General features: G+C 73.1%; 15 protein-coding genes. 4 read left to right on the top strand and 11 right to left on the bottom strand.

Annotation, left to right across the window (positions count from 1 at the left end; genetic code table 11):
• Positions 1-39 precede the first annotated feature (39 nt).
• Entirely contained in the window at positions 40-867 is an 828-nt protein-coding gene (locus K6T13_RS16560) for a DUF427 domain-containing protein (RefSeq protein ID WP_222895615.1), read from the top strand.
• A gap of 3 nt (positions 868-870) precedes the next feature.
• Here the strand turns inward: K6T13_RS16560 and K6T13_RS16565 are convergent, their stop codons facing one another.
• From K6T13_RS16565 to K6T13_RS16590, 6 genes are all read right to left on the bottom strand, one after another.
• Positions 871-3,048: an MMPL family transporter gene (locus K6T13_RS16565; RefSeq protein WP_222895616.1), complete on the bottom strand. Its 2,178-nt coding sequence runs from the start codon at positions 3,046-3,048 to the stop codon at positions 871-873.
• A 30-nt stretch (positions 3,049-3,078) separates the two neighbouring features.
• Positions 3,079-5,715: an FtsX-like permease family protein gene (locus tag K6T13_RS16570; protein WP_222895617.1), complete on the bottom strand. Its 2,637-nt coding sequence runs from the start codon at positions 5,713-5,715 to the stop codon at positions 3,079-3,081.
• A complete protein-coding gene (locus K6T13_RS16575; RefSeq protein WP_222895618.1) occupies positions 5,712-6,434 on the bottom strand; it encodes an ABC transporter ATP-binding protein in 723 nt (240 codons plus the stop codon). The genes K6T13_RS16570 and K6T13_RS16575 overlap by 4 nt, the downstream gene beginning before the upstream one ends.
• Positions 6,431-7,054 (bottom strand): PadR family transcriptional regulator, encoded by a 624-nt coding sequence (locus tag K6T13_RS16580; RefSeq protein ID WP_222895619.1) that lies wholly within the window; start codon positions 7,052-7,054, stop codon positions 6,431-6,433. The genes K6T13_RS16575 and K6T13_RS16580 overlap by 4 nt, the downstream gene beginning before the upstream one ends.
• A gap of 127 nt (positions 7,055-7,181) precedes the next feature.
• Positions 7,182-7,520: a DUF4282 domain-containing protein gene (locus tag K6T13_RS16585; protein ID WP_222895620.1), complete on the bottom strand. Its 339-nt coding sequence runs from the start codon at positions 7,518-7,520 to the stop codon at positions 7,182-7,184.
• Between the two features lie 50 nt (positions 7,521-7,570).
• A complete protein-coding gene (locus K6T13_RS16590) occupies positions 7,571-8,893 on the bottom strand; it encodes a flavin-containing monooxygenase (RefSeq protein ID WP_222895621.1) in 1,323 nt (440 codons plus the stop codon).
• A gap of 29 nt (positions 8,894-8,922) precedes the next feature.
• On the opposite strand from K6T13_RS16590, the gene K6T13_RS16595 reads away from it, so the two are divergent.
• Positions 8,923-9,678: an SDR family oxidoreductase gene (locus K6T13_RS16595; RefSeq protein ID WP_222895622.1), complete on the top strand. Its 756-nt coding sequence runs from the start codon at positions 8,923-8,925 to the stop codon at positions 9,676-9,678.
• On the opposite strand, the gene K6T13_RS16600 is transcribed toward K6T13_RS16595, so the two are convergent.
• Genes K6T13_RS16600 through K6T13_RS16610 form a run of 3 tightly spaced genes read right to left on the bottom strand, consistent with a single transcriptional unit; the run spans position 9,675 to position 12,647 of the window.
• A complete protein-coding gene (locus K6T13_RS16600) occupies positions 9,675-10,307 on the bottom strand; it encodes a histidine phosphatase family protein (RefSeq protein ID WP_222895623.1) in 633 nt (210 codons plus the stop codon). The genes K6T13_RS16595 and K6T13_RS16600 overlap by 4 nt on opposite strands.
• On the bottom strand, positions 10,307-11,371 hold the full coding sequence (locus K6T13_RS16605) for a phosphotransferase family protein (protein WP_249423839.1): 1,065 nt from the start codon (positions 11,369-11,371) through the stop codon (positions 10,307-10,309). The genes K6T13_RS16600 and K6T13_RS16605 overlap by 1 nt, the downstream gene beginning before the upstream one ends.
• 28 nt (positions 11,372-11,399) lie before the next feature.
• Positions 11,400-12,647: an acyl-CoA dehydrogenase family protein gene (locus tag K6T13_RS16610; RefSeq protein ID WP_222895624.1), complete on the bottom strand. Its 1,248-nt coding sequence runs from the start codon at positions 12,645-12,647 to the stop codon at positions 11,400-11,402.
• A gap of 167 nt (positions 12,648-12,814) precedes the next feature.
• Here K6T13_RS16610 and K6T13_RS16615 point away from each other — a divergent pair, with 167 nt between their 5' ends.
• Positions 12,815-13,366: a hypothetical protein gene (locus tag K6T13_RS16615; RefSeq protein ID WP_222895625.1), complete on the top strand. Its 552-nt coding sequence runs from the start codon at positions 12,815-12,817 to the stop codon at positions 13,364-13,366.
• 121 nt (positions 13,367-13,487) lie between these two features.
• Complete coding sequence (locus tag K6T13_RS16620; protein ID WP_222895626.1) at positions 13,488-14,087, top strand: hypothetical protein; 600 nt, start codon at positions 13,488-13,490, stop codon at positions 14,085-14,087.
• 9 nt (positions 14,088-14,096) lie between these two features.
• Here K6T13_RS16620 and K6T13_RS16625 read toward each other — a convergent pair whose 3' ends face one another.
• Together K6T13_RS16625 and K6T13_RS16630 are read right to left on the bottom strand one after the other, a co-directional pair.
• Positions 14,097-15,644: a hypothetical protein gene (locus tag K6T13_RS16625; protein WP_222895627.1), complete on the bottom strand. Its 1,548-nt coding sequence runs from the start codon at positions 15,642-15,644 to the stop codon at positions 14,097-14,099.
• Positions 15,619-16,332: an ABC transporter ATP-binding protein gene (locus K6T13_RS16630; protein ID WP_222895628.1), complete on the bottom strand. Its 714-nt coding sequence runs from the start codon at positions 16,330-16,332 to the stop codon at positions 15,619-15,621. The genes K6T13_RS16625 and K6T13_RS16630 overlap by 26 nt, the downstream gene beginning before the upstream one ends.
• Positions 16,333-16,335 lie beyond the last annotated feature (3 nt).

Here is a 16,335-nt window from a genome sequence, read left to right on the forward strand (position 1 = left end):
GCGGTCGACGTCGGCGCGGTCGGGTCCCACACTGGAACGATGGCCACGAGGATGCAGGATCTGATCCGCGAGGCGATGGCGTCGCTGCGGATCCACCCGATCTCGAAGTGGATCCGGGCGAGCGTGGGCGACACCGTCGTCGTCGACACCCGTGCGGCACACGTGGTCTGGGAGCCGCGCCGGGTGGTACCGACGTACGCCGTCCCGGTGGCCGACCTGGCGGCGGAGCTCCTCGACGCGGAGCCCGCCGAGCTCCCCGAGCACCCGGTCCGCATCGGGGACGGCCCCCCGGTGCTCACGCCGGAGACGCCCTTCGCCGTCCACTCCACCCCCGGCCGCTCGTTGACGCTGCGGACCGCGGCCGGCGACCTCCCGGGAGCCGGCTTCGCCCCCGATGATCCCGACCTCGACGGTCACGTGCTTCTCGACTGGGACGCCTTCGACCAGTGGTACGAGGAGGAGCAGGTCGTGATGGCCCACCCCCACGATCCCTTCGACCGGATCGACTGCCTGGTCAGCAGCCGTCACGTCGAGATCTCGCTGGCGGGCGTGACCCTCGCGGACTCCCGCCGTCCGACGCTGCTCTACGAGACCCCGCTGCCGGTCCGCTACTACCTGCCGCGCGAGGACGTGGCCATGGAGCTGCTCGAGCCCGCTGACCACACGAGCGTCTGCGCCTACAAGGGTCACGCTCGCTACTGGTCGGCCCTCGTCGGCGGCGAGGTGGTGCCCAACCTGGCGTGGAGCTACGAGGACCCGCTGGACGACGCCGTCCCGGTCCAGGACCTCGTGTGCTTCTTCACCGAGCGGCTCGACGTCCGTCTCGACGGGGTCGACCAGGACCGGGCCGTCACCCCCTGGTCGTGACCGCTAGCGCCGGTGGGCGGGGCCGCTCCTGGAGGCCGGGGCGTGCAGCATCGCCTCCGTCTCGGCGTCGGCGTGGTCGGTCTCCCGGGACAGCTTCGAGGGCCACCAGATCGCCGGGCCGACGTCGTAGGACAGGGCAGGCACGAGCAGCGACCGCACCACGAGCGCGTCGAGCAGCACCCCGAAGGCGACGATGAAGCCGATCTGCGCCAGGAAGAGGATCGGGATCACCCCGAGCGCCGCGAACGTCGCCGCGAGCACGATCCCGGCCGAGGTGATGACGCCGCCGGTCGCCGAGAGCCCCTTGAGGATGCCGGGGTGGGTCCCTTGCCGGATCGCCTCCTCCCGGACCCGGGTCATCAGGAAGATCGAGTAGTCGATGCCCAGGGCCACGAGGAACACGAAGCCGATCAGGGACGTCGACGGGTCGGAGGCCGGGAAGTCGAAGACGTACTGGAACACCAGGGCCGAGATGCCGAGGGTCGCGCCGAAGGACAGCACGTTGGCGACGATGAGCAGGGCCGGCGCCAGCAGCGCCCGCAGCAGCAGCGCCAGGACGACGAAGATCACCAGGAGGATGGCGGGGATCACCTTGGCGCGGTCGCTGCCGGTGACGTCGCGGGTGTCGAGGTTGATCGCCGTCGCGCCTCCGACCAGCACGTCCTCGGAGACCTCGTCGAGGTCGTCGCGGAGGTCGCGCACCGTGTCGGTGGCGGCCTGCGAGTCGGCGGGGTCCGCGAGCGTGGCGAAGACGATCGCCTCGCCGTCCACGACCTTCGGCTGCTGCGGGTCGGTCTCGGAGGGCAGCGGGAACACCGCCGGGCGCCCGTCGATGCCCGCGTCTGCGCCGGCGACACCGGGGTGGGCGGCCAGCAGCTCCAGCGTCGGCGCCAGCTGATCCTCGGGAACCACGACCTGGGCCGGCGAGGCGTTGTCGGCCTCGTAGTGGGCGTCGATGACCTCCTGGGCCTCGACCGACTCCACCTCGGTGAGGAAGAGCTCGGTCTGCGGCACCTGGTCCTCGTTGAGCTGGGTGACGAACGACGCCGAGACCGCCAGCGCCGCAAAGGTCACCACCCAGACCAGCCGCGCCCGGCCCTGGATCAGCCGGGCGAGGCGACCCCACAGGCCCTTGGTGTCGGTGTGCTCGGAGCCGTACGCCGGCCGGAACGGCCAGAACGCCGCGCGACCCAGCAGCACCAGCGCCGCCGGCAGCAGCGTCAGCGAGCTCAGCATCGCCCCGGCGATGCCGATCGCACCCACGGGGCCGAGCCCGCTCAGCGATGCCAGGTCCGACAGCAGCAGGCACAGCAGGCCGAGGATGACCGTCGCCCCGGACGCCAGGATCGGCTCGAAGGCGCCGCGGTAGGCCGCCCGCATGGCGTCGTACTTCGACTCGTGGTCGCGCAGCTCCTCGCGGAACCGGGCGACGACGAGCAGCGAGTAGTCGGTCGCGGCTCCGACGGCGAGGATGAACAGGATCCCTTGGGACTGCCCGTTGAGGGCGAGGACGTCGGCCGACGCCAGGCCGTAGATGGCCGCGGAGGCGACGCCGAGCGCGAGGATCGCCGAGAACAGCACGACGAACGGCAGGATCGGTGTCCGGTAGACGACGATGAGGATCACCAGCACCACCGACAGCGCCACCACCAGCAGCAGGCCGTCGATCGCTCCGAAGGCCTCGATGAAGTCACCGAGCACGCCACCCTGGCCCCCGACCAGCGCGGTGAGCCCGTCGGGCGGGTCGGCGAGCACCTCGCGCATCTCCTCGACCGACGCGGTGATGTCCTCACCGTCGGTGGCCGCCACCTGGACCACGACCTGCGCCGCCTCGCCGTCCTCGGAAGGGATCGGCGCGCCGACGCCCTGCTCGGCGACGAACCGGACCCCGCCGAGCTCCTCGCTCAGGGCGGCGATCGTCTGCTGGTCCTCGGCCGTCAGGCCACCCTCACGCTCGAAGACGACCGTGACCGGGAGCGTCTCCTGGTCCTGGAAGCCGATGATCGTGTCGAGCACCTCGGTCGACTCGGCGCTCTGTGGCAGGAAGGCGGCGTTGTCGTTCTCCTGGACCTCCGCCAGCCGCCCGGCATAGGAGCCGAGCGGCCCGCCGACGAAGAGCCACAGCAGCACCACCAGCAGCGGCCAGATCCAGAGCCGTCGTCCCCGCGTCTCCCTCACCATGCCCGCAATCCTGCCGGAGCGGGTGAAGCGTCAGTCGATCCGGGCGACCAGCGGCAACCGTGAGCGGGTCGCCGCACCCACGACCAGGGCGGTCAGCAGCGGCAGCACCACGACGATCGTCCCGATCAGCAGCCAGGGGATCTCGAGGAAGTGGCCGGGCAGCGTCGGGTCGACCTCCTGCAACCAGTCTGCACCGGTGAGCGGGAACGTCACCGCGATGCCGGGCACGAACCCGACGACCACGCCGAGCACCGCCCCCACCACCCCGATCACGACGGCGTACGACGCCGCGACCGCGCGTCTGGTCCGGGGTGCCGCCCCGACAGCCGACAGGGTCGCCAGGTCGGGCCGGGCGTCGGACAGCGACAGGAACGTCGCGGTGAGGGTGCCGCCGACCATGAGCAGGCCGCCCAGGGCGCCGAGCACCACGAGGACGATCACGGTGGCGTCGTCGTTCTGGTAGCCGCGCTCGACGTAGAGGCTCAGGTCGGGCGTGAGCGCCGCCAGGGCCTCGGTCGCCGTCCGCTCCTGGTCGGCGGTGATCTCCTCGCCGGAGACGACCAGTCCCGCCGTGACGGGTTCGGCCCCGACAGCCGCCGCCGCCTCCGGCGACAGCACCGCCTGCAGCGTGCTGTGGTGCCCCGGGAGCTGGATCATCACGGCCGGCACCGTGGCCCGCCCGACGACCGTGCCGCGGCCCCGGGGGCCGTACTCCCGGGCGACGACCGTCACCTCGTCGCCGGTGGGCGCGCGGCTCGTGAAGACCACCGCGCCGCCCTCGCGCAGGATCCGGTCGCCGGCTGCCCGCTCCGCCTCGCCCAGCTCGGGCACGAGCGGCGGGATCGCGTCGGCGATCGGCGCCTGCGTGGCCAGGGCCGAGCCGTAGGAGTGGAGCCTGACCGCACGGCCGTCCACGCGGAACTGCACGTCCGTCCACCGGTGGACGCCGTTGGAGTCGACACCCTCGACGGTCGAGATCTCCGCCCCGGGGAGGCTCTCGGCGAGCGCCGCCCGACTCCCCTCCCAGTCCGAGTCGGCGGGCCCTGCCACCGCAGCCGTCCCGAGGGGCATGAGCGGGGTGTAGGTGGCCCGGGACTGCTCGGCGTCGCTCGCGTTGGCGATCCCGAGCGCGACGACACCGACGACGGTCGCGGCGACCGCGGCCACGGCCGGCACGGTGCGGGCCCGGTGGCGGGCCGCGTCACGCACGGCGTACCGCACCGGCAGCGGCAGGACCGCGCTCAGCCGGGCCAGGCCCGCCACGACGACGGGGACCAGCAGGATCATCCCGAGGACCGTGATCACGGCGGAGGCCGCGATGAGGAGCTCGCCGTTGTCGGGCTGCACCGCGCCGTACGCCGCCACCGCGACGCCGCCACCGAGCAGCACCAGGCCCAGGATCGGCGAGCGGCGCGACGGGCGACGGTCGCCGCGACGGCCGGCGAGCACCGCGGTCACGTCCTGCCGGGAGGCGATCCACGCCGGCACCACGGCTGCGAGGACCGCCGAGAGCATCCCGAAACCGGCCACTCCCGCCAGGTGCAGCCACGGGACGTCGTAGGGGCCGAAGAAGCTGCTGGAGAACCGCTGCACCAGCGGCAGGCTGAGCCAGCCGACGAGCAGTCCGAGCCCGACCCCCAGGGTCGTGCCCACGACGCCGAGGACCAGACCGCTGGCCAGGACCACTCGACGCGCCTGCCGCGGCGTCGCACCGGAGGCGGCCATCAGGGCGAGCGAGTGCTGCAGCCGGCGGGCGATCACCGCGAAGGCGGGTCCGGCCAGCAGCACCACCTCGAGCAGCGCCATCACGACGATGAGCCCGACGACCGCGAGGTCCTCGCTGCCCACGGGTGCGTCGTCCATCCCCTGCATCGAGGGGTGGAGCTCGGCGTCGGACGGCGGGTCCTTCATCACGGCGCGCGAGAGAGCCATCGCGCCGACCTCGTTGAGGGCGCGGACGTCCTCCCAGGTGACGGCCCCGCCGGCGTCGACCAGCCACGTCCGGTTCCAGGGGCGCTCGGTCAGCTCGAAGGTGCCCGGCTGGGCCACGGCCATGCCGCGGCCGCGGAAGCTGGTGTTGTCGCCGATGCCGACCACCGTGAGGTCGGGGCCGCCGACGACGGTCATCGTGTCGCCGAGGACGAAGCCGCTCTCGGCGAGGTCGTGGTTGATGACGATCTCGGACCGGTCGACCGGCACCCGCCCCTCGTCGACCCGGAACAGCCCCCGCGTCAGCGGCGAGGTGAGGTCGGTCTCGGTGATCTCGACGTCGGCGACACCCGCGTCGGTCTCGAACCGTACGAACTCCTGCGCGCGGACCTCGACGGCTTCGATGTCGCGGCCGAGCGCGTCCTCGATCTCGTCGAGGCCGGGCGGCTGGGCGCGCCTCCCGCCGCGCAGCGTCATGGTGCCCCGGTCGGGGTCGGCCGTCTGCGCCACCTCGGCGGTGCGCGGCTGGACCAGGACCAGGGCGTCGGCGCCGCCGATGCGTCGGTCGATGGCCTCGGCGCCCGTGATCTCCGAGGTCTGGATGACGATGTCCGCGGCGGTGACGCCGAGGACAGGCAGCGCGATCATCGCGAGGACGACGGCGCTGCGTCCCTTGGCACGACCGGCCTCGCGGCGGGCCACCCGCAGCGCGGGCGCCCACCGGCGCAGCGGGGTCACCGGGCGAGCCCGGGCTCGAGCAGGGCGTCGACCGGGGCCGGCGCGGACTGGTCGACGACCACGCCGTCGCGCAGGAAGACGACGCGGTCGGCCCAGGCGGCGTGCCGGGCCTCGTGGGTGACCAGGACGCCGGCTGCACCGGCGTCGCAGCGGGCGCGCAGCAGCGTGAGGATCTCCTCGCCGGTCTCGGTGTCGAGTGCCCCGGTGGGCTCGTCGGCGAGGATCAGCCGACGCTCGCCCGCGACGGCGCGCGCGATGGCGACGCGCTGCTGCTGGCCGCCCGACATCTCGTCGGGGAAGCGGTCGGCGAGCTGACCGATCCCGACCTCCTCGAGCACCGCCAGGGCGCGGCGGGCGGCTTGCCGCGCCGGCATCCCGTCGAGCTCGCTCGGCAGGGCGACGTTCTCGGCGGCGGTGAGCGCCGGGATCAGGTTGAAGTCCTGGAAGACGTAGCCGATGGAGGTGCGCCGCAGCCGCGCGCGGCCCCTGTTGTCGAGACCGCCGAGGTCGGTGCCCTCGACCTCGACGCTGCCTGACGTGGCGGTGTCGAGGCCGCCGGCCAGCGTGAGGAGGGTCGACTTGCCCGAGCCCGACGGACCCATCACGGCGACCAGCTCGCCGGCGTACGCGGCGAACGAGACCCGGCGCAGGGCGTGGACCTCGGTCGCCCCCTGACCGTGGATCCGGGTGACGTCGGTCAGCTGCAACAGGGCGCTCATCGGCGGGTCTCCTGAGTCAGGGGGCCGGCGGGGTCGCCGGCCGTGGTGGGTGTGGTGGTCGGGCGAGGGCTGCGGAGCACGTCACCGGCCCGGCGCAGCCGTGACTCGCAGTGGTCGAGCCAGCGGATCTCGGCCTCGGCCGCGAAGACCAGCGAGTCGAGCACCAGGCTCCATGCGAGGCCGGCCACGTCGTCGGGCTCCGCCGCCCGACCGGACCGCTTGAGCCGGGTGTAGTCCTGCAACGCGGACATGGTCGCGGACCGCTGCTGCTGGATCACCGTGGCGACGTCGACGCCGGGGACGGTCACCGCCAGGGCGAGCTTGATCGCCAGCTCGTCGCGCGGCGGCTGGGTACGGCCGACGGGCGTGGTGAACCATGCCGACACCTCGGCCCGGCCCTGATCGGTGATCCGGTAGGTCACGTGACCGGCCTCGTCGACGTCGCCCCCGGCGACCTGCTCGACGAGGCCGTCACGCTCCAGACGGGCGAGGGTGGTGTAGACCTGTCCGACGTTGAGCGGCCAGGTCGAACCCGTCCGCTCCTCGAACTCGGCCCGCAGCTGGTAGCCGTACTTCGGCTCCTGCTCGAGCAGTGCCAGCAGCGCCTGCCGCACCGACATGTCCACACCTCCGCCTCACCGGTGTCCCACGAACCCCCCGCGGCCGTGGATACCGGGTATGTATACCACGTATGCAGGGGCTCGCGTCAAGGCGCACGCACGCGCGGCGAGCGGAGGGGGCGGCGGCTCAGCGCTGGGGCAGCCGGCGGTGGATGTCCTCGCTCATCCGGACCACCGCGAGGTAGAACTCCAGCGTCATCCGGATCAGCGCGAGGTAGAGCAGGCCGATGACGGGCCCCAGCACCAACACCGCCAGCCCCTCCACCGGTCCCTGGGCGAAGGCAGTGACGAGGAAGACGAGCAGGACGAGGGCCAGCCCCGCCACCGCGAGGACGTAGACGACCTTGACGATCATCGGGGTCACGAAGTGCTCGAAGGTGAAGTCGAACAGGGCCCCGAAGAAGCCCTTCGAGGTCGGCGGCTGGCCGGCGGGTCCGGACTGGGCCGGAGGCATGGCCTGGGTCATGGCGAGTCCCCTCGTCGGTGGTCCGGCAGGTCCGGACCCTGCGCGCCAACCTAGGAGATCCGGCGGGTCCGGCGCTCGCGCTCCAGGTCCTGCAGGTAGGCGCGCACGTCGACCTCGATGGTGTGCCGCTTGGAGGCGACGTACCGGCGGCGCATGGCGGCGTCGTACGCCGCCACCTCCCGCCGCATCTCGGCCGATGGCGGCAGGTCGACCCGTCCCTCGACGAGGTCGGCCACCCAGTGGGACTGCGCCTCGGCCAGCGGCATGATCGCGCCGATCGGCTGCAGCAGCCCCACGAAGTAGAGGCCGGGCACGTCGGGTGAGACCACCCGCCGGTAGAGCTCGACGTGGTTGTCCGAGGGCGCGACGACGCTCTCGTCGAGGAAGGGGAACGAGATCTTGTAGCCGGTCGCGTAGACGACCACGTCGGCGTCGACGCACGAGCCGTCGGTGAACCAGACCTCGCTGCCCGCGAACCGCTGGATGGCCGGCTTGACGGTGATGTCGCCGTGGCCGAGGCGTGAGAGCAGGTCGTCACTGACCGTCGGGTGGGCCTCCATCACGCCGTGCCCCGGGTCGGGGAGCCCGTAGTCGGTGACCTTGCCGACGGTCAGCCGCAGCAGGGTCGTCAGGGCGGCCTGCTGCACCCGCCAGGGGGCCGAGGCGAGGGGGCTGTCGGTGAGGTGGTCGGTCGGGATGCCGAACATGTACTTCGGGAGGATGTGGGCACCGCGCCGCATGGCCAGCCAGGTCCCTGACGCGACCCGCGACGCCTCGACGGCGATGTCGGTCGCCGAGTTCCCGATGCCGAGGACCACCACGCGCCTGCCCTCGAGGACGTCGGGGGTCCGGTAGTAGTGCGCGTGGATCTGCTCGCCCGGGAAGGTCTCGCTGCCCGGGAGCCCGGGCTCGGGCCACCGGGGGTCCCAGTGGTGGCCGTTGGCGACCACCACGTGGTCGTAGCGCGCGGTCGTCGGGGTCCCGTCGTCGCGCGAGCGGGTCGTGACCTCGAAGCCTCCGCCGTCGAGAGGGACGACGCGGGTGACCTCCGTCCGGAAGGTGATCCGGTCGCGCAACCGGAAGTGGTCCACGAACTCGTCGAAGTAGTCGGCGACCTGCCAGTGGCTGGGGTAGTCGGGCAGCTCCTCGCGCATGGGGAAGGCGGCGTACTGCATGGCCTGGCGGGAGGTGTTGATGTGCAGCGAGCGGTAGGCGGAGCTGACGCCGTTGTCGTTGTCGTAGCGCCAGTTGCCGCCGACGCCGGAGCCCATCTCGAAGCAGTCGAAGTCGAGCCCGCGGGCGGCGAGGACCTGGGCCGCGGTGATCCCCGAGGAGCCAGCCCCGATGATGCACGTCCGACCGGCTGCGCTCATGGACTCGGACCCTACGCGAGGATGGCGGCATGACCCACACGATCCTGATCACCGGGGCCTCCTCCGGGCTCGGTGCCGAGATGGCGCGCCAGTTCGCCGACCTCGGCCACGACCTCGCGCTGTGCGCCCGTCGCACCGACCGGCTCGAGGAGCTGCGCGCCGAGATCCTCGGGGCGCACCCCGACCGCATTGTGGCGGTCAAGGCCCTCGACGTCACCGACGACGACGCGGTGTTCACGGTGTTCGAGGAGTTCGCCGCCGAGCTCGGGCGGATCGACCGGATCGTGGTGAACGCCGGCATCGGCAAGGGCGCCCCCCTGGGCACCGGCCGCTTCGACGCCAACCGGGAGACGGCGATCACGAACTTCGTGGGCGCGCTGGCCCAGACCGAGGCCGCGATGCAGGTGCTCCGCGCCCAGGGTGGGGGCCACCTGGTGATGGTGTCGTCGATGTCGGCCCTGCGTGGGTTGCCCCGCTCCATGGCCACGTACGCCGCGACGAAGGCCGGCGCGGCCCACCTCGTCGAGGGGCTGCGCACGGAGTTCTACGGGCAGGACTCCTACGACTTCACCGTCCTCTACCCCGGCTGGATCGAGTCGGAGATGAACGAGGGGGCGGGGGCCGCCCAGCGCAAGGTGATGGTCTCGACCGAGAAGGGGGTGGCCGCGATGGTCGCCGCCATCGAGAAGCGGCGGGCCTCGGCGTGCGTGCCGCCGCTGCCCTGGGCACCGCTGTCGGTGTTGATGAAGCACGCACCGCTGCCGGTGTTCCGCCGGATGGTCTAGCGGTAGGTCACCAGGTCGGCGGGCAGGTGCTGGTGCTCGTTGAACGACACGAGCGTGAGGCCACGGCGACCCGAGACGACCCGGGTGACCGAACCGTTGACGACGACCGCGGCCAGCCGTTCGTGGGTGGCCGTCCCGGCGGCCAGCAGCGTTGACGACACGGCCGAGATCGGGCCGCCGGAGGTCACCACCACCGCCGTGCCCACCTCTGCCAGTGCCCCGAGCGCTGCCAGCACCCGTTCCCGGAAGGCCGGGAAGGGCTCCGCGTAGTCGCCGTCGTGGTCGCCGGAGGTCCAGCGGCTGGTCGCGGCCTCGAACCAGGTCTGGAACTGCTGCCGGTCCGGCTCGCCGTCGAAGTCCTTCGGCTGGGCCGCCAGCACCGACACGTGGTCCATCTCGTTCCAGCGATCGTCGAGGGCGAGCCCCTCGGACCACCCCGCGGCAGCCGCGGCGATCTCGGCCGTACGCCGCTGCCGGCGCAGGCTGCCGTGGACCACCACGTCGGGGGCGAGGCCGGTGAGGCTCCGGCCCAGCACCGCCGCCTGTTCCTCGCCCGCCGCCGAGAGCACGTCGTAGTCGGCTGCGCCCCACGACGCCTGCCCGTGGCGGACCAGCAGCACCTGACCCATCAGGCGCCCACCAGCCGCCGGCAGCGTTGCTCGAGGGCTCCGACGACCGGGCCGAACGCGGCGTACGCCTCGTTGGTGGTCTGCCTGTTCGCGTAGCGGTACCAGATCTGCTGGGCGATGACGGCGAGCCGGAAGAGCCCGAACACCTCATAGAACCGCCACCGGTCCCGGGAGACCGCGTGACCGCTGCGCTCGCCGTAGTAGTCGACCACCTGCTCGCGCGTCCACATCCCGGGGAGGTGGGAAGGCTGGCGACGCAGCCTCTGGAAGGTCTCGTCGTCGTCGTCCTGGACCCAGTAGGCCAGGGCACCCCCGAGGTCCATCAGCGGGTCGCCGACGGTCGCCATCTCCCAGTCGAGCACGGCCGCGACGCGGGTCGAGTCGGCCGGTGACAGCACCAGGTTGTCGAGCCGGAAGTCGTTGTGGACGAGACAGCTCGCGACGTCGGCCGGCTGCTCGCGGTCGAGCCAGCTCGTGATCGCGGACCAGTCGCCGAGGTCGTCGGTGCGAGCGCCGGCCAGGCGGGTCGTCCAGCCGGCGACCTGCCGCGCGACGTAGCCCTCGCCCCTGGCCAGGCGGTCGAGACCGGTCGCGGCGAGGTCGACGCCGTGCAGCTGCACCAGCACGTCCCACACGTTGCCGCACAGGGTGGCGGTCTGCTGCTCGGTGAGGTCGACACCGAGCTCGCGCCGCGGGATCACCCCGTCGACGCGGGTCATCACGTAGAACTCGTGGCCGATCACGGCCGTGTCCTCGCAGTGGGCCACCATCTCCGGGACCAGCGGGAACGCCGGGGCGAGGGCCGCCTGGATCCGGTGCTCCCGACCCATGTCGTGCGCGCCGCGCGCCTTGGTGCCGGCCGGCGGGCGCCGCAGCACCAGCTCGACGCCCGGCCACGTGAGCAGGTAGGTGATGTTGGAGGCGCCGCCCGGGAACTGCCGCATCGCCGGCGTGCCGTCGAGCCGGTCGCGCCAGCCCTCGGCCGCGTGCTCGCGCAACCATCGCGCGACCGAGGCGGCGTCGACGGCGTCCTCCTCGCGCACGGCGGTCGTCTCGTCGGTCACGTCCCCTCCCGGGATCCTGCGCGGCGGGTCACCGGTGCTTGGCCAGCTCGAGCCGGGCGACCAGGCCTTGGTGGACCTCGTCGGGGCCGTCGGCCAGCCGCAGCGCCCGTGAGCCGACCCACGACATCGCCAGTGGGAAGTCGTCGGAGAGCCCCGCGCCGCCGTGGAGCTGGATCGCCATGTCGATGACCGCGAGGGCGGTGCGCGGGACGGCCACCTTGATCTGCGAGACCTCGGACAACGCGCTCCGGGGGCCACCCTGGTCGAGCTTCCAGGCGGCGTGGAGCACCAGCAGCCTGGCCTGCTCGATGGCGATCCGGGCGTCGGCGATGCGTTCCCGGTTGCCGCCGAGGTCGACCAGCGGCTTGCCGAACGCCGTGCGTGACAGACCGCGCCGGATGGCATGCTCCAGGGCGACCTCGGCCGCACCGACGAGCCGCATGCAGTGGTGGATCCGGCCCGGGCCGAGCCGGCCCTGCGCGATCGCGAACGCCTCCCCGGGGCCCACCATCACGTTGTCCACCGGGACGCGGACGTCGGTGAAGGAGACCTCGCCGTGGCCGATCGGCTCGTCGGCGTACCCCATCGTCGTCAGCATCCGCTCGACCCGGACACCGGGGGCGTCGCGCGGCACGAGCACCATCGTGTGGCGGTGGTGACGGTCGGCGTCGGGGTCGGTGAGGCCCATGAAGACGAGCACCCGGCAGTCGGGGTGGCCCACCCCGGTGCTCCACCACTTGCGGCCGTTGACGACGACCTCGTCGCCGTCGACCACGGCGGTGGCCTCCATCGTGGTGGCGTCGGAGCTGGCCACACCGGGCTCGGTCATGGTGAACGCCGAGCGGATGCGTCCCGCCAGCAGCGGGTCGAGCCACTCGTCGCGCTGGGCCTGGCTGCCGTAGCGGAGCAGCACCTCCATGTTGCCGGTGTCGGGCGCGTTGCAGTTGAACACCAGCGGAGCGATCGCGGACCGGCCCATCAGCTCGGCCAGCGGCGCGTAGTCGACGTTGCTCAGGCCCTCCCCGCCGTCGGTGCCGTGAGCGGCGGCGTAGTGACCGGCGTGCTCTCGCGGCAGGAACAGGTTCCACAGGCCCTGGGCCCTGGCCTTCGCCTTCAGCTCCTCGAGCACCGGCAGCGGCGTCCACTGGGTACCCGCCACCCGGGCGGCGGCCAGGTCGCGGTGGTAGGCCGGCTCGACGGGCTCGATCTCCTCGGCCAGAAACCTCGCCACTCGCTCCCGCAGGTCGGCAGCTCGGGGCGACGGCGCGAAATCCATGCGCCGACCCTAGTCGGGCGCGACGCAGGAGCGCCCGGCGTGGGGAGGTGGGTCGAGCAAGCCCGCGACCGAGCCTGCGAGGTCGCGACGGCGCGTCGAGGCCAGACCCTGGTCGGGCGCGATGCAGGGCGGCCCGGCGTGGGCAGGCGTGGTGGGACACTGCACCGGTGCGACCGCTGCTCACGTGCCTGGTGCCGGGGATGCTGCTGGGCCCGCTCGTGGGCCTGCTCCTGGGCTGCACCACCGACGCCCCCCGCGCGGCCGGGTCGGACCAGGTCGACAGGACGCAGCTGCGGGAGGGCCTGGCGGCCGCGTTCGCCGGTGACCGGGCGGGGCCCACGGCCGAGGCGGAAGGGACCTGCTTCGCCCAGGAGCTGCTCGCCACCGCGAGCCTCGAGGAGCTGCGCGCGGGCGGTGTGGTGGCGGAGGACGGGTCCGTGGTGCCGTCGTTCCCGGCCCTGGACCAGCCGCTCGCCGGCAAGGTCGTCGATGCGCAGCTCGCGTGCACCGACGTCGTCGAGGACTCCGCGCAGGCGCAGTCGTTCGTGACGAAGGGCCGGCTGGTCCGCGAGCGCTACGCGGACTGCCTGCGGCAGGCGCTCCCGGACCGGGCGATCCGGGCGGCTGTGCTGGCCGCGGTGATGGCCGAGTGGGAGGACCCCGCGATCGAGGAGCTGAGCGCGGCCCAGGTCTCCTGCGCCGCCGACGCCGAGGAGTGAGCACGCGGGTGCGGGCTGGCCCGTTCGGGTCATGGACCGGCGGTGGCGTACGCGCCTAGCGTCGGTAGGTCCGACATCCGGCCCCGCCGGCAGGTGGCCGGGCTACAGGGAGGCGACACCCGTGTTCATCCAGATCATCCAGGGACGGTGCACCCGTCCCGACGAGCTCCACGCCCTCGTCGACACCTGGCGCGAGGAGCTGGCACCCGGGGCCCCCGGCTGGCTCGGGGGCACCTACGGCTTCACCGACGACGACCAGTTCGTCGGGGTGGTCCGGTTCGACAGCCGCGACTCGGCGATGGCGAACTCCGAGCGAACCGAACAGGGCGCGTGGGCCGAGCGCATGATGGCGCTCATGGACGGCCCGGTGGAGTTCCACGACTGCGACGACGTGACGCTGATGATGGACGGCGGGCGCGACGACGCCGGCTTCGTCCAGATCATCCGCGGCCGCGTCGAGGACACCGACCGGCTCAAGGCACTGATGACCGACACCGACCTGCTCCACGAGGTGCGGCCGGAGATCATCGGCGGCACCCTGGCGATCGAGGACGACGGCACCTTCACCGAGACCATCGCGTTCACCAGCGAGGCCGCGGCGCGGGAGGGCGAGAAGAAGGACATGCCCGACATGCCGGAGTCCGAGCGGGAGACGATGCGCCAGATGCTGAAGGAGGCCACCTTCTACGACCTCCACCACCCGTGGTTCGCGTCGGCCTGACCCCTGACGTCAGGCCGCGACGGCGGTGACCACGCGGGCCCGGGCGACGGGGTCGACCCAGCGTCGCCGGGTCCGCACGAGACGCCACGACGACCACGCCAGGAACACCACGGCGACCAGCAGGGAGATCGTCGGGTCGGGGACCCGCGCCAGGCCCGAGAAGAGCAGCCCCGTGAGGGTGGTGCTGAGCGCCAGCCGCGCGGAGTAGCCCACCATCACGACGGGCGGCGCGGGGGTGGCGCGCGCGCTGCGCAGGTCCACGGAGTACGGTCGCTGGTCGGACCAGCGGAGCGCGGCACCGACCACCTGCACCGTCACCACGGTGACCGTGCACGCCACCGCGGTCAGCTCCGCGAGCGTCGGCACCCCGGCGCGGAGCGAGGCCAGCACGATCGTCACCAGGGAGGCGACGCCCAGGAACTCCGCCAGCACGAGCGCGCGGACCGCGAAGACCAGCCCCGGTTCGGCCGGGAGGTTCTCGCGCCACAGCAGGCCGCGTCCGTCGAGGCACCACGCGTTGACACCGAACAGCAGCGCCCCGCCGGAGACCACGAGCCCCGGCAGCACGGTGATGGTCGACCAGGGCAGGTCACCCAGGAGCGCCACGAGTCCGGGGCCGATCGCCAGCACCGCCATGCCGCGTCGCATCGGGACCGCGCGCCACACCGAGGCCCGGTCGATCCGCAGCAGCGCGGTCAGCTGGGACCAGGGCATGGGGCGCGGTGTGCGCGTGTCGGCCTCGACCCGCAGCTCGTCGTGCGGCAGCCGGCGTGCGGCCCAGTGAGCCGGGATCGTGCCGGCAAGGACGGTGAGGGCCAGCACCCCGACCTGGACCGCGACCGTGAGGGCCCACCGGCCGACGTCGTCGGTGACCGCACCCACGACCAGCCACAGCGTCGGCACCCGGTCGAGCACGTCGGTGAGCTGACCCGACAGCTGCACGTAGAGGCCGGTCACGGCGAGCGCACCGAGCACCACCCGCATCGTCACGACGCCGCGCGGCCGCCGGCGTACCGCCTCGACGGTCCAGGCGATCACCTGGCCCAGGGCCGTGGCGATGCCCAGCCACAGCACCATCACCACCTGCGCGAAGGCCACCTGCACCGGGTTGGCGAGCGCGTAGGCCGTCGCTCCGAGAAGCACCCAGGCCTGGATCAGCCAGGCGATGTTGAGCGGTGCCAGCAACAGCGCGCCGAGGTGGTCCGTGGTGGGGCTGACCGGGAACGCCACCCCCTGCTCGCGGGTGATCAGCTCGCGGCCGCCGCCCGAGGCGACGGAGGAGATCGCGGAGATGGCGAGGATGCCGGCCATCGCGCTGGGCAGCAGCACCGCGATCTCGAGCCGGCGGTCGTCGTCGGCGGGCACGAACGCCGGCACCGTGGCGGCCGCCACCGTGATTCCACCGAGGAGCAGCACGGCCCACCAGAAGGCCGCGCGGCGACGTACGGCCGCGGCGCGGAACCGCATCAGGTGGCCGACGTCGCGGACCGGCCGGAGCCAGCGCGGCTCGGGGCGGGCAGCGCGGTTGGTGTCAGTCGAGGAGAGCGCGGTAGGCACGAGCGCCCTCCTCCCCCGCCATCTCGGCGGCGGTGATCGTGGCCACGCGCGAGCCACCGCGGAGCACCAGCACGTCGCCGCAGGCCTCGATCGCCAGCTCGCGCAGGTGGGTCGAGACGAGCACGCATGCCCCCCGGGCGCGCGCGTCGGCGATCGCCTCCAGGGTGGCCTCGACACCGATCGGGTCCACGCCGTCGAAGGGCTCGTCGAGCAGCAGCACCTCGGGCTCGTGGAGGGTCGCCAGCACCACCGAGAGCCGGCGGCCCATGCCGTGGGAGAAGCCGCCGGTCACCCGGTGGGCGGCGTCGCCGAGCTCGAAGCGCTCGAGCAGCTCGCGGCCGCGGGCCTCCCACCCGTCCAGCCGTCGCAGCCGGGCGGCGAGCTGGAGGTGCTCCCAGGCCGTCGCGCGCGGCACCAGGCCGCCGACGTCCGGGCAGTAGCCGGTGACCCGCTTGACGGCCAGGGTGTCGCGTCGTACGTCGAGACCGGCGACGGTGGCGCTGCCGGCGGTGGGTGGCACCAGACCGGCGAGGACCCGCATCGTGGTCGACTTGCCGGCACCGTTGCGGCCCAGCAGCGCCGTGGCCTGTCCGGCGTGCGCCGCGAGGTCGACGCCGGCGACGGCCTCCACCTCGCCGAAGCGCACGTGCAGGCTGCGCACCTCGACGGCGGGAGTCTGCTCGGTCACCCG

This window comes from Nocardioides coralli (genome assembly GCF_019880385.1).
Taxonomy (GTDB): Bacteria; Actinomycetota; Actinomycetes; order Propionibacteriales; family Nocardioidaceae; genus Nocardioides; species Nocardioides coralli.

Coding starts and splice junctions, on each gene's coding strand:
- K6T13_RS16585 (WP_222895620.1), bottom strand. CDS start 7,520: ATGACCCAGGCCATGCCTCCGGCCCAGTCCGGACCCGCCGGCCAGCCG.
- K6T13_RS16600 (WP_222895623.1), bottom strand. CDS start 10,307: ATGGGTCAGGTGCTGCTGGTCCGCCACGGGCAGGCGTCGTGGGGCGCA.
- K6T13_RS16590 (WP_222895621.1), bottom strand. CDS start 8,893: ATGAGCGCAGCCGGTCGGACGTGCATCATCGGGGCTGGCTCCTCGGGG.
- K6T13_RS16580 (WP_222895619.1), bottom strand. CDS start 7,054: ATGTCGGTGCGGCAGGCGCTGCTGGCACTGCTCGAGCAGGAGCCGAAG.
- K6T13_RS16565 (WP_222895616.1), bottom strand. CDS start 3,048: ATGGTGAGGGAGACGCGGGGACGACGGCTCTGGATCTGGCCGCTGCTG.
- K6T13_RS16610 (WP_222895624.1), bottom strand. CDS start 12,647: ATGGATTTCGCGCCGTCGCCCCGAGCTGCCGACCTGCGGGAGCGAGTG.
- K6T13_RS16595 (WP_222895622.1), top strand. CDS start 8,923: ATGACCCACACGATCCTGATCACCGGGGCCTCCTCCGGGCTCGGTGCC.
- K6T13_RS16560 (WP_222895615.1), top strand. CDS start 40: ATGGCCACGAGGATGCAGGATCTGATCCGCGAGGCGATGGCGTCGCTG.
- K6T13_RS16575 (WP_222895618.1), bottom strand. CDS start 6,434: ATGAGCGCCCTGTTGCAGCTGACCGACGTCACCCGGATCCACGGTCAG.